The sequence below is a fragment of the Streptomyces sp. NBC_00344 genome (assembly GCF_036088315.1).
Lineage (GTDB): Bacteria > Actinomycetota > Actinomycetes > Streptomycetales > Streptomycetaceae > Streptomyces.
Genome location: NZ_CP107996.1, coordinates 605,902 through 629,561 on the forward strand (window position 1 = coordinate 605,902; position 23,660 = coordinate 629,561).

17 protein-coding genes are annotated in these 23,660 nt (G+C 68.9%); 8 read left to right on the forward strand and 9 right to left on the reverse strand.

What is annotated here, in order from left to right; genetic code table 11:
• Window positions 1–87 precede the first annotated feature (87 nt).
• On the forward strand, window positions 88–750 hold the full coding sequence (locus tag OHS16_RS02910) for a zf-HC2 domain-containing protein (RefSeq protein WP_328535558.1): 663 nt from the start codon (window positions 88–90) through the stop codon (window positions 748–750).
• Here OHS16_RS02910 and OHS16_RS02915 read toward each other — a convergent pair.
• The 4 genes from OHS16_RS02915 to OHS16_RS02930 form a co-directional block, all read right to left on the reverse strand.
• Window positions 738–1,577: an amidohydrolase family protein gene (locus OHS16_RS02915; RefSeq protein ID WP_328535559.1), complete on the reverse strand. Its 840-nt coding sequence runs from the start codon at window positions 1,575–1,577 to the stop codon at window positions 738–740. The genes OHS16_RS02910 and OHS16_RS02915 overlap by 13 nt on opposite strands.
• Entirely contained in the window at window positions 1,574–2,545 is a 972-nt protein-coding gene (locus tag OHS16_RS02920; RefSeq protein ID WP_328535560.1) for an aldo/keto reductase, read from the reverse strand. The genes OHS16_RS02915 and OHS16_RS02920 overlap by 4 nt, the downstream gene beginning before the upstream one ends.
• Before the next feature lie 47 nt (window positions 2,546–2,592).
• Window positions 2,593–3,936, reverse strand: coding sequence for a wax ester/triacylglycerol synthase family O-acyltransferase (locus OHS16_RS02925; RefSeq protein ID WP_328535561.1), 1,344 nt, complete (start codon window positions 3,934–3,936; stop codon window positions 2,593–2,595).
• A gap of 139 nt (window positions 3,937–4,075) precedes the next feature.
• On the reverse strand, window positions 4,076–6,136 hold the full coding sequence (locus OHS16_RS02930) for a SpoIIE family protein phosphatase (RefSeq protein ID WP_328535562.1): 2,061 nt from the start codon (window positions 6,134–6,136) through the stop codon (window positions 4,076–4,078).
• 140 nt (window positions 6,137–6,276) lie between these two features.
• Here OHS16_RS02930 and OHS16_RS02935 point away from each other — a divergent pair, with 140 nt between their 5' ends.
• Window positions 6,277–7,119, forward strand: coding sequence for a YndJ family protein (locus tag OHS16_RS02935; protein WP_328535563.1), 843 nt, complete (start codon window positions 6,277–6,279; stop codon window positions 7,117–7,119).
• Window positions 7,116–7,622: a DUF1990 family protein gene (locus OHS16_RS02940; protein WP_328535564.1), complete on the forward strand. Its 507-nt coding sequence runs from the start codon at window positions 7,116–7,118 to the stop codon at window positions 7,620–7,622. The genes OHS16_RS02935 and OHS16_RS02940 overlap by 4 nt, the downstream gene beginning before the upstream one ends.
• A gap of 83 nt (window positions 7,623–7,705) precedes the next feature.
• Here OHS16_RS02940 and OHS16_RS02945 read toward each other — a convergent pair whose 3' ends face one another.
• Window positions 7,706–7,879, reverse strand: a complete 174-nt coding sequence (locus tag OHS16_RS02945) for a hypothetical protein (protein WP_328535565.1) — start codon at window positions 7,877–7,879, stop codon at window positions 7,706–7,708.
• Window positions 7,880–8,303: 424 nt separating this feature from the next.
• Complete coding sequence (locus OHS16_RS02950; protein ID WP_328535566.1) at window positions 8,304–9,758, reverse strand: SDR family NAD(P)-dependent oxidoreductase; 1,455 nt, start codon at window positions 9,756–9,758, stop codon at window positions 8,304–8,306.
• A 268-nt stretch (window positions 9,759–10,026) separates the two neighbouring features.
• Here OHS16_RS02950 and OHS16_RS02955 point away from each other — a divergent pair, with 268 nt between their 5' ends.
• Window positions 10,027–10,443, forward strand: a complete 417-nt coding sequence (locus tag OHS16_RS02955; RefSeq protein ID WP_328535567.1) for an SH3 domain-containing protein — start codon at window positions 10,027–10,029, stop codon at window positions 10,441–10,443.
• A 62-nt stretch (window positions 10,444–10,505) separates the two neighbouring features.
• On the opposite strand, the gene OHS16_RS02960 is transcribed toward OHS16_RS02955, so the two are convergent.
• From OHS16_RS02960 to OHS16_RS02970, 3 genes are all read right to left on the reverse strand, one after another.
• Window positions 10,506–12,848 (reverse strand): GH92 family glycosyl hydrolase, encoded by a 2,343-nt coding sequence (locus OHS16_RS02960; protein ID WP_328535568.1) that lies wholly within the window; start codon window positions 12,846–12,848, stop codon window positions 10,506–10,508.
• Between the two features lie 51 nt (window positions 12,849–12,899).
• A complete protein-coding gene (locus tag OHS16_RS02965) occupies window positions 12,900–16,034 on the reverse strand; it encodes a discoidin domain-containing protein (protein WP_328535569.1) in 3,135 nt (1,044 codons plus the stop codon).
• Window positions 16,035–16,159: 125 nt separating this feature from the next.
• Entirely contained in the window at window positions 16,160–18,700 is a 2,541-nt protein-coding gene (locus OHS16_RS02970) for a PA14 domain-containing protein (RefSeq protein WP_443042734.1), read from the reverse strand.
• A 198-nt stretch (window positions 18,701–18,898) separates the two neighbouring features.
• On the opposite strand from OHS16_RS02970, the gene OHS16_RS02975 reads away from it, so the two are divergent.
• From OHS16_RS02975 to OHS16_RS02990, 4 genes are all read left to right on the forward strand, one after another.
• A complete protein-coding gene (locus tag OHS16_RS02975) occupies window positions 18,899–19,924 on the forward strand; it encodes a LacI family DNA-binding transcriptional regulator (RefSeq protein WP_328535571.1) in 1,026 nt (341 codons plus the stop codon).
• A gap of 140 nt (window positions 19,925–20,064) precedes the next feature.
• Entirely contained in the window at window positions 20,065–21,165 is a 1,101-nt protein-coding gene (locus OHS16_RS02980; RefSeq protein ID WP_328535572.1) for an ABC transporter substrate-binding protein, read from the forward strand.
• A gap of 2 nt (window positions 21,166–21,167) precedes the next feature.
• The gene (locus OHS16_RS02985) at window positions 21,168–22,700 is read left to right on the forward strand and encodes a sugar ABC transporter ATP-binding protein (protein ID WP_328535573.1); all 1,533 of its coding nucleotides are present in this window, start codon (window positions 21,168–21,170) and stop codon (window positions 22,698–22,700) included.
• Window positions 22,693–23,655 carry an ABC transporter permease gene (locus OHS16_RS02990; protein ID WP_328535574.1) on the forward strand — a complete coding sequence of 321 codons (963 nt, stop codon included), beginning with the start codon at window positions 22,693–22,695 and terminating at the stop codon, window positions 23,653–23,655. Before OHS16_RS02985 ends, OHS16_RS02990 begins: the two co-directional genes overlap by 8 nt.
• The last annotated feature ends 5 nt before the right edge of the window (window positions 23,656–23,660 follow it).

Here is a 23,660-nt window from a genome sequence, read left to right on the forward strand (position 1 = left end):
GAGTTTAGGTGTTCTCCCGGCAGGGCGCGGGGGTGAGTGATTCCAGGGCGCGCTGCGTACCTGAGGGAGACGGGAAAGGACGGCGGCATGAGGCCACTGGAACTCCATCGCGCTGTCGGCGCGTACGCCCTCGGGGTCCTCGGCACTGCGGATACCTTCCGCTTCGAGGAACACCTGACGGACTGCGCCCGATGTGCGGCACTGCTGAGCGAGTTCGGCAGTGTGGAGGCGCTGCTCGCGGACTTCGCACGGCAGCTGCCACCCGGAGTGGAGCCGGTCGCCCCCATCGGCGAAGCACTGCTCCACCGGCTGCTCGACGCGGTGCAGGCCCGTCGCCGCACCGGCCGCCGGCGGCGTCTCGCCCTCGTGGCGGCAGCCGTGGTGCTGGCCTCGGGGGGTACGTTCTCGGTGGTCCGGGCCGCCGGGGACGGGGCGGGTGCGGCGAACGGGCTGCGGTGGTCCGGAACCGACCGGGCCAGCGGGGTGTCGGCGGTGGTGGCCCTGCGGAGCGCCGGCTGGGGAACGGATGTGGACCTCGACGTGCGAGACGCCCCGCAACACGCGGTCTGCACGCTGGTCGCGGTCGGCCGGGACGGCGATGTGCAGACGGTGGCCACCTGGACCGCGGGCAAGGACGGCCCCCTGCATGCCCGCGGGGCGGCCGCGCTGCCGCCGGACGCGATCGGCCACTTCGAGGTACGCACGGCCGGGGGAAAGATGCTGGTCTCGGTGTGGCCTCAGAAGCCGTAGACCCGCGATGCGGTGGACTCGAAGATCTGCCGGCGTTCCGCCGGGCTGAGTTCCGCGGTCAGCCGCTGCGCCGTGCCCACCACCTCTCCGTAGGAGGCGACGAGTGTGCACACCGGCCAGTCGGAGCCGAACATCAGCCGCCCGGGGCCGAAGGCGTCGAGAGCGGTGTCCATGTACGGGCGTAGCCGCTGGACCGTCCAGTCCTCTCCGGCCTCGGTGACGAGCCCGGAGAGCTTGCACACGGTGTTGGGCAGGCCGGCAAGAGCCCGCAGGTCCGAAGCCCAGGGCTCCGGTCTGCCCGATGCGATGGGAGGTTTGCCCAAGTGGTCCAGTACGAAGGTGAGTTCGGGCAGCTGCGCCGCGGCCCTTGCGGCGGCCGGCAGCTGATGCGGCAGCACGACCAGGTCGTAGACCAGGCCGGCCGCGGCGACCGCGGCCAGTCCGCGCCGCACGTCGGGGCGCAGCAGCCATCCGGTGTCCTGCTCGCCCTGCACCTGATGGCGGACACCGACGAGGTGCTCACCTCCCGGGAGTTCGCGGAGGGCGGCGAGCGCGTCGCCGACACCGGCCGCTGTGAGGTCGGTCCAGCCGACGACGCCGGCGACCAGATCGCTCTCCTGCGCCAGGGCAAGAAGCTCAGGGGTCTCAGCGGCGACAGTCACCGTCTGTACCAGCACCGTGGCCCGCACATCCGCTGCGGCAGCCGCCGGAACGAGGTCGCCGAGCCCGAAGTTCCGCCGCAGCGGCGCGAGTTCCCGGCCGGTGATCCAGCCCTGGTCCCGTACGGACAGATCCCACACGTGGTGGTGGGCGTCGACGGTGGTCATCGGTCCGCCGCGCCCGTGCCCTGAAGCTCGGACAGCTCCTGCCAGAGCGCATCCGGCAGGGGCAGACTCAGCATTTCGGCTGCGTCGCGCACCTCTGCGGCCGACCGGGCACCGACCAGCACACTCGCGACGGCGGGATGGCGGCGAGGGAAGCCCAGCGCGGCAGCCCGCAGCGGCACGCCGTACCGTGCGGCGACCGCCTCCATCCGCAGGGCGCGATCCAGGACAGCGGCGGGCGCGGCCGCGTAGTCGTACGTCGCGCCGGGCCGGGGATCCGCCAGCAGACCGGAGTTGAAGACGCCTCCGACCACCACGCTCCTGCCCCGCGCGGCGGCCTCGGGCAGCAGCTCGTCGAATGCCGACGTGTCGAGCAGAGTGCAGCGCCCGGCGCAGAGCACCACATCGGCATCCGTGTCGCGGAGGAAGCGGGTGAGCATCCGCGTCTGGTTCATCCCCGCGCCGATGGCACCCACCACGCCTTCGGAGCGCAGCTTCTCCAGCATCGGGTAGGCCTGGCCGAAGGCCTCGTCCGGGTGCTGGTCGGGGTCGTGCAGATAGACGATGTCGACCCGGTCCAGACCGAGACGGTCCAGGCTGGCCTCGATGCTGCGCCGCACTCCGTCCGCGCTGAAGTCCCAGACCCTGTGGTGGGTGGCGGGTACGGCGAAACCGTTCGAGAGGTCGTCGCCCACCCCGGAGCCCGGTTCCAGCAGTCGTCCGACCTTGGTGGACACCACGTACTCCGCGCGCGGCCGGTCGCGGAGGGCCGTGCCCAGTCGGCGCTCGGACAGCCCCAGTCCGTAGTGCGGTGCGGTGTCGAAGCATCTGATGCCGGATTCCCAGGCAGCGTCCACGGCTGCCTGGGCATCCGCCGGATCGACAGGCGTGTAGAGATTGCCGATCCCAGCCGCGCCGAAGGACAGTTCCGTGATGTCGACCGTGCTGTTTCCGATCTTGGTGCGCCGCATGGGTCGAATATTCATCGGATCACTACGGGCCGTCAACACCCGTGCAGCTATCTCTCGACCGCGGCCCTCAGCAGATCGGCCAGTTCCTCGGGAAAGCACTCGACGAGCCGTTCCGCGTCCGGCACCGCCTTGCCGTCCGCCACCAGCCCGATATGCACCTGCCCGCCGTAGGCCGAGAGCGCGACTGCCAGCGACTGCCCGTGGGCCAGCGGCGCCATGGGGTAGAGCGCGCGCAGCGGACTGCCGCCCAGCGACAGTGTGGAGCGGGGCAGCGGCACGCTGGTCACCAGGACGTCGAAGAGCATCCGTGCCGCGTTCCCCGCGAGTTGGGCGCCGACCCGGTGGGCGAGCGCCGGAAGCCGGTCGGCCAGTACGGCCACCGCTCCGGCACCCCGCAGCGGCCCGGCGGCCTTGTTGCGGTCCATCGCAGAGCGCACCGTGCCGAGCCTGCGCCATGGGTCGGGTTCGGAGACCGGAAGACCGAGCAGGTACGCCGAGAGGGTGTTCCCCGAACCGGCCGGGGCTCCCGGACGCCGCCGCGAGACCGGCACCAGCGCGCGGGGGTCCGTGCCGGGCAGCAGTTCACCGCGTTCCAGCATCCAGCGCCGCAAACCGCCCGCGACCACGGCGAGCAGTACGTCGTTGGCCGTGCCGCCTGCCTCCCTGCGGATCCGAAGGACGTCCTGCTGATCGAGGACGGCGGTGGCGAGCCGGCGGGTACCGCTGGAACTCGCCGTCAGCAGCGAGCCGCCCCACAGATCGAACCGGCTGGCACGCACCACGGATGCGCCGATGCCGACCGCCTGGCCGAGCTCCTCGATACGGTCCCGGGCGAATCCGGCGACCTGGTGCGGACCCGGCATCCAGGACCGGGGCGGCACTGTGCGTACCCGCCGTTCGCCGGCCGTCCGGGCATCGGCGATCTGGTCGAAAATCCCGGCACCGATCGATACCGCGCGCATTCCGTCCGCCAGGGCGTGATGCAGCTTGACGAGCACCGCGAAACGGCCGCCCTCCGTGCCGGTGAGGACGTACATCTCCCAGGGAGGCCTCCCGCGCTCCAGCGGACGCTCCATCAGTTCTCCCGCCAGCCGGTTGACCTCGGTCGCGAAGTCACCCCCCGGCAGCCCGACGAGCCGGACGTGCCGGCGCACGTCGAAGCGCCTGTCCTCCGACCAGGCAGCGCCGCCGAGCGGGAGCAGTACGTCCCGCACGCCCATCCGCAGCCGGGGAATCGCGGCGGCGCGGGACGCCAGCAGGGCAACCGTTTCCTCGTCCGAGGTTCCGGGGGCGGATGCGAAGACCGCGAGTGCCCCGAGATGCATCGGATGCCCGGCCGATTCGAGGTGCCAGAACGCGAGATCAAGCGGGGCCAGAAGCTCGGAGCTCAACAGATCCTCGATGTTGTCGGTGGCGAGTGCTGCGGGGCGCGGCAGCTCCGGGTCTCAGCAGTCAAGCGCCAGATAACGGTTACGGTCAAGTGCGATTCTGATACTTACAGTTACCATTCGGTATCCATCACATTGCCACTCACTCCGGAACGGTGAACTCGCACCAGACGCACTTGCCGCTGCCGCGCGACTCGACACCCCATTCATCGGCGAGCCGGTCCACCAGCATCAGCCCACGTCCGGAGACCCCCGCCTCCCCCGGGTCCCTGCGCCGCGGCAGCGCACTGGATGAGTCGTCGACCTCGACCCTCAGCCGCCGGTCCGGCCCGGAGAGCACCCTGATGGTGACGACCGCCCCGCCGTCGGTGTGCGTCAGCGCGTTGGTCAGCAACTCGTCGGCCGCCAGCTCGATCTCGTCCGCCCGCTCCCCGGCGCCCCAGGCGCGTGCCGCGGCGCGGACCATATGGCGTGCGGAGCCCAGCGCCTCGGGGTCGCACTGCGCCACATGCTGTTGCAGCCTGCCCGAACCCTGCGGTGCGTCGAGCCCCTGCCGGCGGAGCAGCAGCAGCGCCACATCGTCCTCGCCGCCATGCCCGTCGACGGCCTCGCACAGGTGATCGGCGAGCAGTTGCAGATCCCTCGGCCCGCTCTGGACCAGGCTGGTGAGCCGCTGCATGCCGTCGTCGAGATCGGCGCCCGGCTGCTCGACAAGACCGTCGGTGAACAGCAGCAGAGTGTGTCCGGGATCCAGCTCCACGGTGGCCACCGGGTAGTCGAGCTGGCCGAATTCACCGGCGAGACCCAAGGGCAGTCCCCCCTCGACCGGCACCCGCCGGCAGCTGCCGTCCGGGGCCCGCAGCAGCGGATCGACATGCCCTGCCCTGACCAACTGGACCACACCGGTCGCCAGATCCGCTTCGGCGTACAGACAGGTCGCGAAGCGCTCGGTGTCGAGTTCATGCAGGAAGTCGGAAGCCCGTGACATGACGGTCGCCGGGGTGTGCCCCTCGGCGGCGTACGCCCGCAGCACGATCCTCAGCTGGCCCATCACCGCGGCGGCATGGGTGTCGTGCCCCTGCACATCCCCGATGACCGCGCCGACCCGGCCGCTGGGCAGCGGGATCACGTCGTACCAGTCACCCCCGATGTCGCGGCCGATCCGGGCAGAGCGGTACCGCACGGCGACCTGCGCACCGGGGACCTCTGATATCCGGCGTGGCAGCATGGCCTGCTGCAGCCCCTGCGCCAGATCGTGCTCCTGCTCGTAGAGCATGGCCCGCTGGAGGCTCTGTGCGACCGAGCTGCCGAGGGCGATCAGCAGATTGCGTTCATCGGCGCTGAAGCCCACCTTGTCACGGTAGAGCAGGCCGATCGCACCGATCGGACGCGCCTGGGCGATGAGCGGCAGATAGGCGGCCGCGCTGACACCGAGCCCATCGATGTGCGGCCACAGTTCGGGATAGGAGGCCGCGAAGTCCTCGGCCGAGTCGATGAAGCGCGGCGCGAGATCACGGATCACCTCGCTCATCGGGTACCGCTCGTCCACCCGGGTGTACCGGGTGCCCGGCACGAAGCTTCCCTCGGGCCCCTCGGCCACCAGCAGAATCCGCCCCACCTCGACAAGTCCCATCACCAGGCTGCTCGCACCGAGGTACTCGAGGCCCCGCGAGTCCTTGAGCACGTTGATGACGTCCCGCACGGTGCGGGCATGGGCGAGGGCCGCCGTGGTGCCCTCGACGACACTCGTCCTGCGTCGGGCCTCGATGTCCAGCGCGATGCGGACCGATGCGTCCGCCAGCTCCTGGACCGCGTGTCTGACGATGCCGATGATCCGGTGCGGGCGGCCGGTCCCGTCCCGTCGGATCACCCCCTGCGTATGGGTCCAGCGCGGCGAGCCGTCTCGGCGCCGGATACGGAAGTACGCGCCGTAGTGCGTGCTGCCGTTCTTGAGTGCCTGCGAGACCCGGGCGTCCAGGCGGGTGGCTTCGTCTGGGGGCACCCTGCGGGCGAGGGTCTCAGGACGGCCGTCGTACTCGTCGGCATACAGGTCGAAAACGTCGAGAGCGGCCTGGTCCAGGTGCATCAGCCCGCTGCCGAGATCCCAGTCGAAGCTGCCCATCCGGTTGAGGGCAAGGCTCAGATCGGGGTGGACAGGCCAGTCCGCGGGGAGGGACAGCGCACCCGGCGCCCGTTCAACCATGTAGTCACTCTGACACGGTCCGTCCGATTCTTCGCGGGGTCGTTCGCGATCGACTTGAACGTGTTCAAGTCTCCGGATAGGCTCACACCGAGAGTTGAACACGTTCAAACCAATGCGTTCACCAGGGGGTGGAGTGCGTGATGTCGGTGCTTGTCCATCTGATCGTCATGCTCGGCATGCTGGTCGTCATACCGGTGGGGCTGCGCCTTGTCGGCGATCCGCATCTGGATCCGGTCCGCCGGCTCTGGCCGTTCGCCGGTGCGTCCGGGGGCGTCGCTCTGTGGCTGCCGCGCGGCCCGGTCGCCGCGGCTCTCGCCGCGGGATACGCGGCCGCCACCATGCTGCTCGCCGTCCAGGCACCGCTGCGGCTCGCACGCAGCCGCTCACTGGCCCCGGCCGAGATCGCGACGCTCACCGCGCTGGTCACCCCGTCGGTGGCCGGACTGGCTCTGGTCTGCGAGCGCTGGGGCCACCCGCTCTTCGGTTTCGGGCTGGGCATCCTGGCGCTGACCGTGCCGCATTTCCACTTCGCCGGATTCACCGCGGCGCTGGTGGCCGGGCTCTGCTGCCGGGCCGGCGCGGGGCCGCTGGGCAGACTCGCCGCGCTGAGCGTGCCCCTCGGGACGCTGCTGGTGCTCGCCGGGTACTTCATCGACGACTGGGCCGAACTGGCCGGGGCCGTCGTACTGACCGCCGGGATGTGGGCCGTGTCGCTGCTGACCTGGCGCGACATCCGGACCGCCGACCGTGATCCGTTCACCCGGCGACTGCTCGGCACGGCCTCCGCCACGCTGGTGGTCACCATGCTGCTCGCCCTCAGCTGGGCGCTGGGTGAGGCCACCGGGATCGCGCATCCCACACTGGCCTGGATGGCCGCCACGCATGGCATCGGCAACGCGCTGGGATTCGCGCTCTGCGCGGTACTGGCCTGGCGGCGCATGCAGGAGACAACCACGCAGGAGACGAAGGAGACCGTGGGATGAGCGCCCTCACCTACCCGGAAGTGGGCGCCACCCGGCGGACACCGCTGCCGGCCGGATACCGGCATCTGCACCACCGCACTCGGATCGGGCACGGCGGTGAGGTCTTCGCCAGGGCGGCCGACGCCGTCACCACCTGGCGCATGCACCGGGAGACCGGGGCCCGGATGGACGTGACGGATCCTCGCGCCGATCCCGGCACCCGGCTCACGGTCTCCCTGGGGATCGGGCCGCTTCGCATCGACGCTCCTTGCCAGGTGGTCTGGGCGGCGTACGGACAAGAGACGGCGGGTTTCGCCTACGGCACCCTGGACCGCCACCCGGAACGCGGTGAGGAGTGCTTCCTCGTCGAACTGGCAGCAGACGGGACGGTCTGGTTCAGCGTGACCGCCTTCTCACGGCCGGGATGCTGGTACACCGCGGTGGCGGGTCCGCTGATACCGGTCCTGCAACGGGCCTACGCCCGCCGCCTCGGGAGGACACTGCGCCGGATCGCCGCCGCGTGATCCGCTCGAGCCGTACGCAGGCCGGCGCCCGGCGGCAATGGATGCCACCGGGCGCCGGCCACGCACCGTTCCGTTGAGCGGAGTCAGTCGATTCCCTGCAGGATGTGGGGCTCGGCGAGGTCGTCTTCGTAGCCGGCCAGCCGGATCGGGGCGGACCTGGCCCAGACGTCGAGGCACAGCAGCTTCTCGGGCCGGCCGGCCCGTTCGCTGCGTTCTGCTGGGTGCTGCTCGCGCTTTGTGATGGTCTCTGATGTCACCGCGCACTCCTCTGTGTCGCGTTAACCGCATGGACAAGGGCAGTTCGGACGCGGTGGCGCCGGTTTTCCTGGCGGGACCGCGGCCTCGGTGCGTGCCTGTCCCAGAACGGGCCGAAGGGTCTGATGGGACCCCACCGGCTGTCCGTTCGCATCAGAATAACCAAATGAGCGGGGTTCCGCTCGATAGGGTCACATTCGGATGGCCAAGTTTTCTTTGCCTGCCGTTCAGGTACATGTCTATTCGGCCATGATCTGCCCGGATCCGCACTCCGGCACCCGGCGCCGGTCACTGCTCCGTTCGGGTGCCGTGCAGTGTCGTCCGACTGCCGTGAGGGACAGTCCGGGCGCGGTGGAGAGACCAGTGGGCCACGGCGGGACCATGGGACACAGCGAGGAGAGGGAGCCCGAGCCGGTCGTCCCGGCCCTACCAGTTCGCGGGGGCGTAGTCCTTGAGGAAGACGCTGTGCAGATCCTCGCCGGACTCTCCGCGCACGATCGGGTCGTAGACCCTGGCAGCGCCGTCGACCAGGTCCAGCGGGGCGTGGAAGCCTTCGTCCGCGAGCCGCATCTTGTCGGGGTGCGGGCGTTCGTCGGTGATCCAGCCGGTGTCCACCGCGGTCATCAGAATGCCGTCGGACTCGAACATCTCCTGACCGCTGGTGCGGGTGAGCATGTTCAGCGCGGCCTTCGCCATGTTGGTGTGCGGATGGCCCGCACCCTTGTAGCCCCGGCTGAAAACACCCTCCATGGCGGAGACGTTCACCACGTACGTGCGCTTGGCTGCGGCAGCGGCCATCGCGGGCCGGAGCCGGCTGATGAGGATGAACGGTGCGGTGGAGTTGCAGAGCTGGACCTCGAGCAGCTCGACGGCGTCCACCTCCTCGACCGTCTGGATCCAGCTGTTGGTGTCATGCAGGTCGGGTACGAGACCTCCGGCGTCGATCGCCGTGCCGGCCTCGATCCGGGCCGGCGATGCGGAGCCGGTGACGAGTGCCAGTTCGGTCACCTCCTGGGCGCTCAGTCCGCCGGGACGTGCGCTGGGCAAGGTCAGCTGAGCGCCGCTGCCGAAGGCCCCGATGACCTGGGACGAGGGCAGCTCACCCGCGGGCAGCGGGGCGCTCTCGGCAGCGATCAGCTCGCTGTACGCCTGCGGGGAGCGCCGTACCGTCTGCGCCGCGTTGTTGATCAGGATGTCGAGCGGGCCTTCGGCCGCGACCGAGTCGGCAAGCGCGACGACCTGGGCGGGGTCACGCAGGTCGATGCCGACGATCTTGAGCCGGTGAAGCCAGTCGGCGCTGTCCGGCATGGCCTTGAAACGACGGATCGCGTCCTTGGGGAAGCGGGTGGTGATGGTGGTGTGAGCACCGTCGCGCAGCAGCCGCAGGGCGATGTACATGCCGATCTTCGCCCGGCCGCCGGTGAGCAGCGCCCGCTTGCCCGTCAGGTCCGTCCGCGCGTCGCGTCGGGCCCGGTTGCGGGCCGCGCAGTCCTGGCAGAGCTGGTGGTAGAAGACATCGACCTCTACGTAGCGGGTCTTGCAGATGTAGCAGGACCGCGGGCGCTGGAGTATCCCCGCGATCTCGCCGCTCGCCGTGGACGACGGCAGCACACCCTGGGTCTCGTCGTCGATGCGCTCGGCTGAACCGGTGGCGGTGGCCTCCGTGACGGCCCTGTCGTGTGCGGTCTTGGCCGCGCGGCGGTCCTGGCGGCGGCGCTGCTTCACCGTCCGGTAGATGCCTGCGGTGGCGCGGCGCACGGCGATGGCGTCCGGGTGGTCGACGTCGATCTTGTCCAGCTCGTCGAGCACGCTCAGGCAGAGAGCCAGCCGCTCCGGATCGATGCCGGGGCCGAACGCCTGGCTGTCCTCTGTCACCGTCATCGCAATTCCTCTGCCGTAGTCCCAGGTCAGAAGCGCGCTGGGGCCCAGTCGTCCATCGACCAACTCATGAAGGTATACGCAGTCGCGCCGGATACCAAAATCCGCCCAGTGTTCCCCATATGACGGCCGCGGTTTCTTTGCGCATCACACGTTCAGCCCCTCATCGCCGTTTCGTCGGAGCGATAGACGTTTTATTGAGTAATGTCCCTTTTGCGCCACTGGACTTCATGGTGCGAAAGATTCTGTGCGTCACGAACAGGAGCCTGCCTTGCCCACGACCGTCACACATCGCGTGTCCTTCCGTAAGAGCCTCACGGTCGGAGCAGGTGCTCTGGCCACGGCCGCAGCCGTCGGTGCCACGCTGCTCGCCGCTGCCCCGGCGCAGGCCGCTCCTCCGGCGCAGCCGTACGGTACCGTCACCTCCCCGACCGGCCTGAACGAGCGTCAGTTCCCCAGCACGGACTCGTCCACCCGGGGCGTTCTCGCCTATCGCACCCAGGTCGGCCTGGAGTGCAAGGTCCGTGCCCAGAACATCGACGGCAACACCGTCTGGTACCGGCTCCGTGGCAGCCACAACTGGATCTCCGCCCGGTACGTGAACAACACCGGGTTCGTGAAGTACTGCAAGGACGTGCTGCGCAGCGACTTCGCGCCCAACGTTGCCGCCCAGAAGGCCATGGGCTGATCCAGCCGGACGCGAAACCGCCCGCTCCCGGTATACGGGGGCGGGCGGTTCGTCATGTGCGGTCAGCCTATGGCGGGCGGGGCCGCCGAGGGGGCGGTGCCCCAGTCGGAGGGCTTGGGCCCGACCGTATAGGAGAGGTTGCGGCCCGAGCGGATCTCGTCGGTGGTGAGATACGTCTTGGCGTGGCCCTTGCCGTCGACAGCGGCCGACTGGATGTAGCGGTCGGTGTCCGAGGCACCCGGAGCGGACACCGTCAGGTGACCGTGCGGGTAGTAGCGGCGGTCGAGCTCGAGGTCGACCCGCTCGAAGGCGGGCGTCGAGAGACCCCAGGTGTCGGTGCCCGGCTGCACCGGGAAGATCCCGATGGATGACAGCACGTTCCAGGCGGACATGGTGCCCAGATCGTCATTGCCCGTCATGCCGGTCGGGGCGTCCGTGAAGAGCGTCAGCGCGGCGTGTACCACGTCGGTCGTCTTCCAGGGCTGCCCGGTGGAGAGATAGGTGTACGGCGCGATCAGGTCGGGCTCGTTCTGCGGGTTGTACTTGTCCGCGTTGTAGTAGTCGTAGGGGCCGTTGACCCAGACGTCGCGGGCCGTCTTCGCCGGGTCCGTGAGAAGCTGCTGATAGGCGAAGAAGGAGTCGAGGCGCTGGTTGGCCGTGTCCTTGCCCCCGATCAGATCCACCATGCCGGAGATGTCCTGCGGGACCATCCACTGGTACTGCCACGAGGTTCCTTCGTGGAAGCCCTCGCTCTGCGCCGGGTCGGCCGGGCCGGTGAAGGCGCCGTTCTCGTCACGGGCCCGGAAGAAGCCGGTCGTGGGGTCGAAGATGTTGCGGTAGCTCTGGGCCCGTGCCGCATAGCGGGCGGCATCCGCCTTGTGACCGAGTTCGCCCGCCATCTGGGCGAGCATCGCGTCCGAGAGCGCGTACTCGAGTGTGGCCGATGCGCCGTGGTCGAAGTCCGAGTCACCGGGCTTGGCGTGCGGGCGGTCCTTGATGTACGGCGCGAAACCGTTCTTGATGTACTCGGTGTTGGCCTCGCGGCCCACCGCGGGAGAGTCATCGGGCGGGGTGCCGTCGGCGTTCTTCTTCAGCGCGCGGTACGCCTGCTCCTCGTATCCCTTGAGCAGCCCCTGCTGGTAGGCGTTGGTGAGGAACGGCGTGACCGGGTCACCGGTCATGATGTTCGTCTCGACCGTTCCGTAACCCCACTTGGGCAGCCAGCCGCTCTCTTCGTCGATCTTCAGGACGGAGATGGCCATGTTCCTCTCCTCACGCGGGGCGAGCAGCGAGAGGAGCTGGGTCTGGGTGCGGTAGGTGTCCCAGAGGGACCAGTTCTGGTAGTAGTCGAAGCCCCTGGCCCGGTGGATCTTCTGGTCCCAGCCCGTGTAACGGCCGTCCACGTCACTGCCGATGTTCGGCGCGAGGAAGGACCGGTAGAGCGAGGAGTAGAAGGTCCGGCGCTGGGTGTCGCTGCCCCCCTTGGCCCGGACCTGCTCGAGCCGGTCCTCCCAGGCCGACTGTGCGGCGTGCTCCGCGCGCTCGAAGCTCCTGCCGCCCTCGGCGCGCAGATTGCGCGCCGCACCGGAGGCGTCCACGTAACTGATGGCCGTGGTGGCCTCGACCGTGCGGTCCTTGGTGGTGTCGAAGCGGACCCAGGCGCCGTTGCCCGCCGTGCCGGTGGACTTCCTGGAGCCCTCGGTGACGGTTCCGTCCTTCCAGGTGCCCGACGTGGTGAAGGGGCGGTCGAAGCGGGTGACGGTATAGAGGGTGTACGGCTTGGTGTCCTGGCAGAACCCGCTGCCGGTGATGGCGGTACGGATCGTGCGGGAGTCGAGGACCTCCACGGTGGTGGAGAGGGTCTTGTGCAGCGACTGGCCGGCGTTCAGCAGAACATTGGCCTTGCCGGTCGCAGGGAAGGTGTAGCGCTGAACACCGGTGCGCTTGGTGGCGGTGAGCTCCGCGGTGATTCCGGAGTCGAGGCCCACCTTGTAATAGCCGGGCGCCGCCTTCTCGTCGTCGTGGCTGAACTTCGCCGCGTACTTCGCGTAGTCGGTCTCGGTGACGTCGCCCGTGGTGGGCAGCGTCGGCAGATCACCGCCGAGACCGCAGCCCACACCGGAGATGTGCACGCTGGAGAAGCCGCGGATCTGGGTCTGGGCGTGGTCGTAACCGGTGTTGTGGCCGGTGTCCGGCGAGAGCTGGACCATACCGAAGGGGACAGCGGCACCCGGATAGGTGTTGCCCTCGTTCTCTGTGCCGATGAACGGGTTGACCAGATCGGTCAGTTGATCGCCGGGGTGGGACGCGGCGGCCTGGGCCGTCGGTGCGGCGAGGACTCCGCCGAGGAGGGTGACAGCCGCGACGGCCGTTCCCGCTCCGCGAAGCCGTTGGGTCCAATGCATGGATGGAAACCTCCGGGGTTCATTGACATCGTTGTACGGCGGCTTGTCCGGTCAGGTGAGGCTGATCGAAACGACTGATGCGTCGCCCCTGGCCCAGTCGGGAACGGCGAGGGCCACATAGCGGGCCGATCCGTCCGTCGGCAGGACTCCGTGCTGCCCGTGCGGGGCGAGCGTTCCCGCGGGCCGGTAGTCGAGACCGTCGGCACTCAACTCCACTCGCGCCGCCGGGATCCGACCGCCGGTCCAGTCCACCCGCACCGAACCCGGCCGCATCGCGGCACCGAGGTCGACCACCATGCGGCCGCCGGGTCCCGGTGTCCACGCGGTGTGCGGGCTGCCGTCGACAGCGGCCGATGGATCGGACATACCGGGCGGCAGCGGTGCGGTGGGGAAGGTCGTGCGGCCCAGCGCGGCATCGGCGATCGGATACGGCGTGACGCCCGGGACGGTGACCTCCCTGGCGCGCCCCGAGCGCAGCGTCACACGAGCCGCCGGACCACCGGCTGCGGAAACGGCATAACGGCCGGACGGTCCGGTGAGCCGGACCGTGCTCGCATCCGTGACTTCGGCGCGGAGCCCGGCGGGGATCCTGGCACCCGTATCGGTACGGAGCGCGAGACGCGGCGGCAGCAGCACGGCGGATCCCGCACCGAGTTCGGCCCGGTAGACCGTGCCGTCCGCCGTGACGGTCTGGTCGCCGGGGTAGAGGAGCACCTGACCGGACCGCCCGGGGAGGGAGACCAGGGTGCTCACCGGTTCCGCCGAGAGGTTGAAGAGACTCAGATGGTCATCGGCGGTGCTCACGGCCACCGCAGCGCTGTCGGCCTTCGGAACCGGGCGGGCGGCTGCCGCGCGGGTCTTCGGCCCGTCGGCCGACGGATATCCCTCGACGAGCAGCGGCTCGGCAGGCCCGTCCGAGAGGACGACGGTGTCCCCGTACACCGCCAGCGGGTTGTGCGCCCCGCGCACCACGAGTCCCGCGCGGCCGTCCACGGCGAGCCAGCCACCGTGGCTGCGGAGGTCCGGCTGCGGGTACCGCGCCAGATCGGTCCAGTGCCGCCCGTCGGCCGAACCCTGCACCGCATAGGCGCGGCCGGCCGCCGACTCCCAGCGAAGGGTCACCCGGTCGAAGCGGTGTTCCTCTCCCAGGTCGACGGCGAACCAGCTGTCCGCCCGGCCCCGGTCGGTACGGGACACCGCCCAGCGGGTGGCGGTGTCACCGTCCACCGCGAGGGATGCCTGCTTGCCGGTGTCGGCGGACGACGCGCCGGCAGACGCACCGAGCGCGAGGTCGGGGCCCCTCGCTCCGTCGCGGATCTCGAAGGCGTACAGCGAATAGCCGTAGGCGGGATCGGGAGTGACGCCCTGCATCCGGACATATCTGAAGGACGCTGCTTGCACAGCCAGTTCGTCCGTGCGTCCGCTCGCACCGGTACCTGCGGCACTGTCCTCGGCCGGTACCGTGGCGCTGCCGTCGGCGGCCGTGTAGGTGCGGCTGCCGTCGAGGCCCGCGATGCCCGGCATGGTCAGATTGCGCACCTCCAGATGCCCCTCCCCCGGGCCGGTCCCGGAGGTCGCGTAGACGACGGCTCCCGATGGAAGCGTGGTCAGGCCTGCGAACCCGGTGTCCAAGGTGAGCAGACTCGCGCTGCCGTCGAACCCGTCCCGCACCGCGCTGTACGTCAAGGCGTTGCGGACCGTCACCTTCCCGCCGGTCGACGGCAGGAACATGGGGGTGTGCCCGCTGAGAGCGAAGAGCCAGTCGTCGTGCGCGGGCTGCCAGGCGAATTTCACAAAACCCGGCTTGGTCACGGTGGCCGCCCAGGCGCCGGGCGACTGATGGGCCAGCAGCCCGGGCCCGGAGGAGAAGTCCTGCGCGCCACCGGCCCGCTCGAACAGCTCACGCTCGCTCAGCGGGCGTACCGGGGAGCCGGTTCGGGCCCGCCATTCGTGCAGCAGATAGCTGATGGCGATCTCGGCGCGGGCCTCGGGCTCGTACTTGGGCTCACCGGAGAACTTCGCCATCCGGCCGGCCGGCGGGTATGCCTGATAGGCCACCAGCCGCTCGGCGAGCGACACTTCGGCGCGCGCGGCCGCGCGGTCACCGACGACCTGGGCCAGGAAGGCGAGCGGGATGACGTCGCGGCCGTACAGATGCTCGCGGTCCTCGACCATGGGCATCAGCGGCTCGCCCGCGTCGCTCATGACGGTGAGCAGCGTGTCCCAGAGCGGGCCGGCGTTCGGCTGGGCGGTCAGCACCTCGGGCAGCGGCTGCCCGGCGGTGAGGAAGTGTGCGGCGTTGCGGCCCGAGGTACGCCACAGTTCGGCCTGGTAGTGGGGGCCGAACGACTCGTGGTTCTCGACGATGAAGGTGTCGTACAGGTTCTGTGCGGTGTTGTCGCTGACCGCGACGCCGTCCACCAGCGCCGGGTTGGCGAGGTCGGCTGCCGGCAGCCCCGTCTCGTTACGGCTCCAGCGGCCGAAGGCGTCACGCCAGCCGGCCCGGCGCGCGTCGTCGGGCGCCCAGGCGAGGCCGGGGGCGAGCGACTGGGCGTACACGCCCATCTCCTCGAGCTTGGTGTCGCCCCGGAAACCGCCGGTCTGCCCATGCGGAGTCCAGCCGCCCGAGTCCGGATCATCCGCGGTGCCGAGGCCGGTGGTGTACTGCGCCTGTTCCCGGGCGATGGTGTCGACGTTGCGGCGGGTGGCCTGGTCGAGACCGTCCCAGAGGAGCCGCGCGGCAAGGATGAAGTACGACTGGAACGTGGTGTCGAAGAAGAGCTTGCGACCCCACTCGGTACCTCCGGTGAGCCGGTTGGAGGCAGCGAAATGGGTGATCGTGGCCAGCGTCCGGGAACGCAGGGTCTCACGGTCGATTCCGGCCGAATCGGCGTCATAGCTGCCCCGGGTCAGCAGGACCGCATGGCCGAGGACGACGGCGAATCCGAAGTCCTTGACGGTGTAGTGGCCCTGTCCGGCGTCCCACTGCGTCTCCGACCAGCGGGTGTGGGCGAGCAGGACCCGGTGGTAGGTCGCGGCCACGTCGTCGGGCGCGGTGGTTCCGGCGGCGGGTGCCGCGAAGGACCTGCCTGCGCTCAGCGTGAGTGGTGCGGCGGTGAGCGCGGCCGAGATGCCGAGCAACTGGGCGAAACGGCGTCGGCCGAGCTCGCGCGGATGGTGCGACACGCCGGACTCCTTCGACAACGTTGTCAGAACGCGATCATTGTTGGTTCCTGTGCGACGGGAGTCAAGAGTTCCGACCGGAAAGCCCCGGCCCACCCGAAGAGGGCGGGCCGGGGCCCTGCGGACGGTCAGGAGGCGGGGCATCCCGCCGGAACTGCTTGCGACGCGTCATGGATCAGCGCGTCCTGAGCGGCCTTCACCCGCTTCACATCGGGCTTGACGACCTTCCGGTCGTAGGTCATCAACCCGTTCAGCTCACCCTCCACATCGGAGATCTGGGTGTAGACGGCACCATTGCTGCCCTGGCAGGCGAGCTTGTGCACCTCGTCCAGCTTGGCGAGGTAGTCGTCGGTGTACGTGGCCTGGTCGACCGCGATGTACGACTGCTGCACGGCCCAGGCGTGGCCGGGCACCGCCAGCCCCAGTCCGCCGTACTCACCGCTGACCAGAGCCCTTCTGCCGTCGGGTTGCGGCAGGGCCGGACTCGGATACCCGTGTTCGTCGATGATGTCGCCGGTACCGCCGTCGGCACCCAGGTTGATGCCGGACATGCTGTTGACGAGGCGTGTCGGGTCCCAGGACTTGGCCTGGTCGGCGATGCGCGCCATGTCGTACTGGCCCCATCCCTCGTTGAAGGTCACCCACATGACGACCGACGGATGGCTGCTGTGCTGGTCGATCATCTGCTTCATCTCGTGCTCGTACTCGGCGCGGGCGGCCGCGGACGGGTTCGTGCCGGCTTCCATGGCCGGCATGTCCTGCCAGACCATCAGACCCAGTTTGTCCGCCCAGTAGAACCAGCGGTCGGGCTCCACCTTGATGTGCTTGCGGACGGAGTTGAAACCCATCTGCTTGTGCATCTTGAGGTCGTAGGCCAGAGCCTCGTCGGTGGGCGCGGTGTACAGGCCGTCCGGCCAGAAGCCCTGGTCGAGCGTGGCCATCATGAAGACGGGCTTGCCGTTGAGCACCGTACGCGGGGTGCCGTCGACCTTCTCGACCGCGATCGACCGCATCCCGAAGTAGCTGCCCACCCGGTCCGATCCGACGCTTACCTTCAGCTGATAGAGGTGCGGATCATCCGGTGACCAGAGATGCGGATGCGGGACGGACACGGAGAGCGGGGAACCGGTACGGCCGGTGGCCCTACCCACCTCGCGCTTGCCGTCGTACGCGGTCGCGGTCACCGGGACACCGTCCCGCACGCCCTGTACCTCGACCGCGGTCTTCTGCCCCGCGACATCGGGGGTGATCTTCAGCGCGCCGGCGTGGTCGGCCGCTACCGGTTCCATCCAGACGGTCTGCCAGATGCCGGAACTCGGGGTGTACCAGATGCCGCTCGGGTCCAGACGCTGCTTGCCCATCGGGGGGTTCTCGCCGCCCTTGGCATCGGTCGGGTCGTAGACACCGACGATCACCTCCTGGGTGCGGCCCGGCTTGAGAGCGTCGGTGATGTCGGCGCTGAACTTGTCGTAGCCGCCCTTGTGTTCCGCGACCTTCCTGCCGTTGACATACACCTCGGCCTGCCAGTCGACGGCGCCGAAATTGAGCTGCAGATGCTTGTCCTTGCCGACCTTCCAGTTCTTGGGAACGGTGAAGGTGCGGCGGTACCACATCCGGTCCTCGTGCCGCTCCACACCGGAGAGCTGAGACTCGACGGGATAGGGCACAAGGATCTTCTCGGCCAGTTGCCTGCCGACCGGAGGCTTCTCCCCCGCCTTGGCCGCGGCGAACTGCCAGCTGCCGTTGAGGTTCTGCCAGGCGTCGCGGGTCAGCTGCGGCCTCGGGTACTCGGGCAGCGCGTTGGAGGGGCCGACCTGGCCGGCCCACTTGGTGCTGAGCTCGTACTCGGAGTTGTTGGGACCGCTGGACCAGAATGGCCCGACGGCCTTGCCGTCCTCGCCGTTGAGACCGCCCTTTCCGTCGTAGCGGATGTCGGCCAGTCCGGTGGCGCCACCGCCCTTCTTGCCGACGACGGGTTCCTTGAGCGCGACGGTGAGGCTGCGGGCGTCCGCCGGGTCGGCCTTGATCGAACCGAGCGGCCAGGCCGCCCCGCCGATCACCGCTTGGAGATGGTCGCCGAGCGTGGCCGGCGGTGGCGCGACCTTCTGGGCGAAGTCGAGCTTGAGGCTGCGGCCGTTCTTCTGGACGGTGGCAGCGATGGCTCCGTCGTACGAGTAGCCGTCGGGCAGCCGGAAGGCCGACTGCGGAACCGGCTGCTCGGTACCTCCGGGCGGGGTCCACTTCAGGTGGAGATTCGATCCGCCCTCGTGTTCGAAGTACTCGACCTTGATGTCATAGGCCTGGCCCGCGTTCAGCTCGACCGGCTGGGAGGTCTGTTCCTTCTCCCAGTCGTCGACCCAGTGGTCGATGACCGGTTTTCCGTCGATCCAGAGCCGGAAACCGTTGTCACCGATCATCGAGAACGTGTGGGCGCCGGACTTCTCGGGGACTATCTTTCCGGTCCACCGGATGCTGGCATCGTCCGCCTGACCGGTTGCGGATGTGAGTCGTGATTCGAGTGTGGGGAAGTCGATGTCCGGATCGAAGGCGGTGGCCTTGAGCTGGTCGAAGTCGAATGCGCCGGGGGCCGACTGGGTGTAGTAGTCGCCCTTGAGGCCATGGACTTCGACGGAGCCCGCCGGATCAGCCGCCGCGACGGCAGCGGGCATTCCGGACAGTCCTGCGATACCGAGAGCGGCAGCGAGGAGTAGGGCCAGATTTCTTCTGATGCGCACGGATCCTCCTTGGTGAGGAAGGGTGGCGGCTCGTTGCAACAGTCTGTACAACGTTGGAAGGAAAGGCAGTTGGCATGACAGCACGACTCCTGTCCGCTGTCCAGGTGCAAGACCATTCGGAGGGGAGATTCAGTGGGGGTAAGCCTCAAGGATGTCGCCGAGCGCGCGGGCGTCTCCATCAAGACCGTCTCGAACGTCGTGAACAACTACCAGCACGTCACTCCAGGCATGCGGACCAGGGTCCAGCAGGCCATCGACGAACTCGGCTACGTACCCAACCTCACCGCCCGCCACCTGCGGAAAGGGCGGACCGGCATCCTCGCTCTCGCCGTCCCCGAGCTGGGCAACCCGTACTTCGCCGAACTCGCGGGTGCGGTCGTCGACGCGGCCGCCGAGCACGAGTACACCGTGCTGCTCGACCACACCCGCGGCGAACGCGAACAGGAGATTCTGGTCAGCCAGGGGTTCCGGGCCCGGGTCATCGACGGACTGATCCTCAGCCCGATCGAGCTGGAGGAGGACGATCTGCGCAGCCGCAGCCATGACGCGCCCCTGGTGCTGCTCGGCGAGCGTGAGTACGACCTGCCCTACGACCACATCGCGATCGACAACGTGGCCGCCTCACGAGCTGCCGTACGACATCTGATCGGACTGGGCCGCAGCCGGATCGCCTATCTCGGTGCGCGTACCGACCGCAGTAATCGCCCCGCCCACCTGCGCCTTCGCGGCTGGCGCGAGGAGCTGACCGCGGCCGGGCTCCCCGCCCCCGACGCTCTGGTGGCCCCCACCAGCGGCTGGGACCGCGGGGACGGGGCGGCGGCGATGGCCTGGCTGCTGGATTCGGGGCAGCGTCCCGACGCGGTGTTCGCCTACAACGACCTGGTCGCGATCGGCGCGATGCGGGTGCTCTCCGAGCGGGGTCTGCGAGTGCCCTGGGACGTGGCGGTAGTGGGTTTCGACGATATCGCCGAGGGCCGGTTCGGCGCTGTCACGCTGACCACGGTCTCGCCGGACAAACAGTCCATCGCCAGACTCGCGGTCGAGTCCGTCATCAGCAGTCTGCAGGGCCCCGACCAGCGGCCGGACGCCGGCATCGGACGCGAACTGACCGCGGACTTCCGCCTGGTGGAACGGGAGAGCACTCTGGGGCGCAGGTGACGTCCAGTCGGGCCATCCGCAGCGCGAAGGGTTTACAGGATCCTTCTAACGTTGTAAAAAGTGGCCCGGAACGCCGAGTTGACCGCATGAGCCACCTCCCGTGCGCCTACGCCACGGGCCTGTGCCGATCTGGGGACGCCATGAACCCGACCACTCTCCTTCGACGTACGACCACAAGAATGATTCTCGCCACCGGTCTCGCCGCAAGCCTCGCGCTCGTGTCGGGCTGCGCCAAGTCCGAGGACTCGGACTCGAAGGACAAGACCGCCGCATCCGACAGCGGAGATTCGGGCCAGGTCGTCGCCACCCCGACCGCGGGTGATGCGAAGAGCTGCACCATCGACCAGTTCGGCGGCAAGAAGCTCGACATCAAGGGCGCGACCATCGGCTTCTCGCAGTCCGAGAAAGAGGCCAACCCCTTCCGGATCGCCGAGACCGCCTCCATGAAGGCCGAGGCGAAGAAGCGCGGGCTGAAGCTGCTCACGGCCAACGCCCAGTCGCAGTTCTCCAAGCAGATCAGCGACGTGCAGGACCTGATCGCCAAGGGCGCGGACCTGCTGGTCATCGCACCGCTCAACTCCGACGGCTGGGGACCTGTGCTGCGTTCGGCAGGCGCCAAGCACATTCCCATCGTCACCGTCGACCGCAAGATCAACGCTGCGGCCTGCAAGGACTACGTGAGCTTCATCGGCTCCGACTTCGTCCAGCAGGGCAAGCGGGCGGCCGACCAGATGATCGAGTCCACCGGCGGCAAGGGCAAGATCGCCATCCTGCTCGGATCCGCGGGGAACAACGTCACCACCGAACGCACCAAGGGCTTCAAGGACGAGCTCAAAGCGAAGGCACCCGGACTGAAGGTGGTCGTCGAGCAGACCGGGGACTTCGCCCGCGAGAAGGGCCAGCAGGTCACCGAACAGCTCATCCAGTCCAACCCGGACATCACCGGGCTCTACGCCGAGAACGACGAGATGGGCATCGGCGCCGTCAACGCGCTGAAGGGCGCGGGCAAGAAGGCCGGCGCGGTCAAGATTGTCACGGTGGACGGAACCCGCAACGCCGTCCAGGAGATCGTGGACGGCTGGATCAGCGGAGTCGTGGAGTCCAACCCGCGCTTCGGACCGCTCGCCTTCGAGACCCTCGACAACTTCACCAAGGGTCAGAAGGTCGCGCAGGACATCATCATCCAGGACACCCAGTACAACAAGGACAACGCCAAGACCGACATCGACAAGGCGTTCTGACGATGGGGGCGCCCGAACCGCCGGTGCTGTCCGTCACCGGTCTGACCAAGATATTCCCGGGTGCCCGAGCGCTCGACGGAGTGGACCTCGCTGTGCACGCAGGCGAGGTCCACGCCCTGATCGGTGAGAACGGCGCCGGGAAGTCCACCCTGATCAAGGTGTTGACCGGCGTCTACCAGGCGGACGAAGGAGAGTTGATCTACCGTCAGGATCCGGTCTCCTTCGCCACCCCGCTGGCCGCACAGCATGCCGGTATCTCCACCATCTATCAGGAGGTGAACCTGGTTCCGCTGATGAGCGTGGCCCGCAATCTCTTCCTGGGCCGTGAACCCCGCAACCGCATCGGCCTCATCGACTTCAGGCGGATGCACCGCGAGGCCGACGAAGCGCTCCGCTCCCTCGGCGTACGCGTCGACGTGCGGCGCCCGCTGCGCTCGCTCGGCATCGGCACCCAGCAGATGGTGGCGCTCGCCCGGGCGGTCTCGGTGGACGCCCGGGTGGTCATCATGGACGAGCCGACGTCCTCCCTCGAACCACGCGAAGTGAGCACGCTGTTCGGCGTGATCCGGATGCTGCGTGAGCGCGGTATCGCGGTGATCTATGTCAGCCACCGGCTGGAGGAGCTCTACGAGGTCTGCGACACGGTCACCGTGCTGCGGGACGGCAAGGTCGTGCACACGGGGCGGATCGCGGAGCTCGAACGGCTGCGTCTGGTCTCGATGATGCTCGGCCGCGAGATGGGCGAGGTGCGCAGCGAAGGCCTCACCAAGTTCACCGGCAGCCATGAGGCCGCGGGTGAACCGGTTCTCACGGCACACAAGCTGTCGATCCGTCACACGCTGGACTCGGTGTCTCTCTCCATCAGGCCCGGCGAGGTGGTAGGACTCGGCGGTCTGCTCGGTTCGGGCCGCAGCGAGACCGCCAAGGCCATCGCCGGAGCGATGCCGCCCGACTCGGGAGATGTGCTCGTCGCCGGCGCCACGGTCCGCACCGGATCGACGCCGGCCGCCATCAGAGCCGGCATCAGTCTGCTGCCCGAGGACCGGAAGGCGGAGGGCATCGTGCCGGGCCTCTCGGTGCGGGAGAACATCGCCCTCGCCGCGCTGCCCGGCCTCTCGCGCTTCGGACTGGTCGACGAGAAGCGCATCGACCGCATCGTGGAGACCTTCATGACCCGTCTCCGGATCAAGGCCTCGGGCCCGCACCAGAAGGTAGGCGAACTCTCCGGAGGCAACCAGCAGAAGGTGCTGCTCGCCCGCTGGCTCGCCATGCAGCCCAAGGTGCTGCTGCTGGACGAGCCGACCCGGGGCATCGACGTCGGCGCCAAGGCCGAGGTCCAGAAACTGATCGACGAACTCGCCGACGACGGGCTCGGCGTCCTGCTGATCTCCTCCGACATGGAGGAACTGATCGAGGGCTCCGACCGGGTCGTCGTCCTGAGGGACGGCGCCGTCGTCGCGGAGCTCGCCGGCGACGACGTCACCGGCGAGCAGTTGTTGCACGCGATCGCCGCGAAGGGCGGGGACCATGACTGACCTGGCGCTCAGACGTACAAGCGCCGACCGCGACCGGATACTCGGGCTCCTCCAGGAGTACGGGGTGTACGCCGGCGTGGCCGTACTGATCCTCGCCAACATCGCCTTCACCCCCCACTTTCTCTCCACGGAGAATTTCCGCACGCAGGCCGTGCAGGTGGCCCCGGTCCTCATCGTGGCACTCGGCATGGCACTCGCGATCGGCAGCGAGGGCGTCGACCTCTCCGTCGGCTCGGTGATGGCGCTCTCCACCTCGCTCATCTCGCTGTATCTCGGATACGGCGTGTGGGTCGCGCTGGTCACCGCGGTGATCGGCGGCATCGTGATCGGCGTGGCCAACGGCTCGCTGATCGCCTTCATAGGCGTCCAGCCCATTGTCGCGACACTCGCGTTGATGGTCGCGGGCCGCGGTCTCGCCCTGGTGTTCCTCCCCCAGCTCAAGGACATCCGAGATCCGGGCATGGCGTCACTCGGCTCGGGGGATCTGCTGGGCATCCCCTATCTGGTACTGATCGCGGCGGCACTCGCGGTGGTCGTCGCCTTCCTGGTACGGCGCACCACGTTCGGCAGGCAGTTGCTCGCCATCGGTGACAGCCGGCCCGCCGCTCAGCTGGCGGGGCTTCCGGTACGCCGGGTACTGATCCTGGTGTATGTGTGCTCGGGTGTGCTCGCCGCGATCGCCGGTGTACTCGCATCGGCGCGGCTGCAGGCCAGTGACCCCACATCGCTCGGCAATCTGATGGAGCTGTCCGCCATCACCGCCGTGGTCGTCGGCGGTACGCCGCTGAGCGGCGGCCGGATCCGGATCGGCGGCACCGTGGCGGGCGCCGTCCTCATCCAGCTGCTCACCGCCACGCTCATCAAGCACGATCTGCCTCCGTCCTGGACGCAGATCGCCCAGGCCGTGGTGATCGTGCTCGCGGTGTACGCGGCACGGGAACGGGGGAAGCGGTGACCGCC

Excerpts from the sequence above, each read along its gene's own strand:
- OHS16_RS02985 (WP_328535573.1), top strand. The coding sequence starts at position 21,168 with ATGGGGGCGCCCGAACCGCCGGTGCTGTCCGTCACCGGTCTGACCAAG.
- OHS16_RS02980 (WP_328535572.1), top strand. The coding sequence starts at position 20,065 with ATGAACCCGACCACTCTCCTTCGACGTACGACCACAAGAATGATTCTC.
- OHS16_RS02910 (WP_328535558.1), top strand. The coding sequence starts at position 88 with ATGAGGCCACTGGAACTCCATCGCGCTGTCGGCGCGTACGCCCTCGGG.
- OHS16_RS02950 (WP_328535566.1), bottom strand. The coding sequence starts at position 9,758 with ATGACGGTGACAGAGGACAGCCAGGCGTTCGGCCCCGGCATCGATCCG.
- OHS16_RS02935 (WP_328535563.1), top strand. The coding sequence starts at position 6,277 with ATGTCGGTGCTTGTCCATCTGATCGTCATGCTCGGCATGCTGGTCGTC.
- OHS16_RS02930 (WP_328535562.1), bottom strand. The coding sequence starts at position 6,136 with ATGGTTGAACGGGCGCCGGGTGCGCTGTCCCTCCCCGCGGACTGGCCT.
- OHS16_RS02960 (WP_328535568.1), bottom strand. The coding sequence starts at position 12,848 with ATGCATTGGACCCAACGGCTTCGCGGAGCGGGAACGGCCGTCGCGGCT.
- OHS16_RS02990 (WP_328535574.1), top strand. The coding sequence starts at position 22,693 with ATGACTGACCTGGCGCTCAGACGTACAAGCGCCGACCGCGACCGGATA.
- OHS16_RS02940 (WP_328535564.1), top strand. The coding sequence starts at position 7,116 with ATGAGCGCCCTCACCTACCCGGAAGTGGGCGCCACCCGGCGGACACCG.
- OHS16_RS02920 (WP_328535560.1), bottom strand. The coding sequence starts at position 2,545 with ATGCGGCGCACCAAGATCGGAAACAGCACGGTCGACATCACGGAACTG.
- OHS16_RS02970 (WP_443042734.1), bottom strand. The coding sequence starts at position 18,700 with ATGCCCGCTGCCGTCGCGGCGGCTGATCCGGCGGGCTCCGTCGAAGTC.
- OHS16_RS02915 (WP_328535559.1), bottom strand. The coding sequence starts at position 1,577 with ATGACCACCGTCGACGCCCACCACCACGTGTGGGATCTGTCCGTACGG.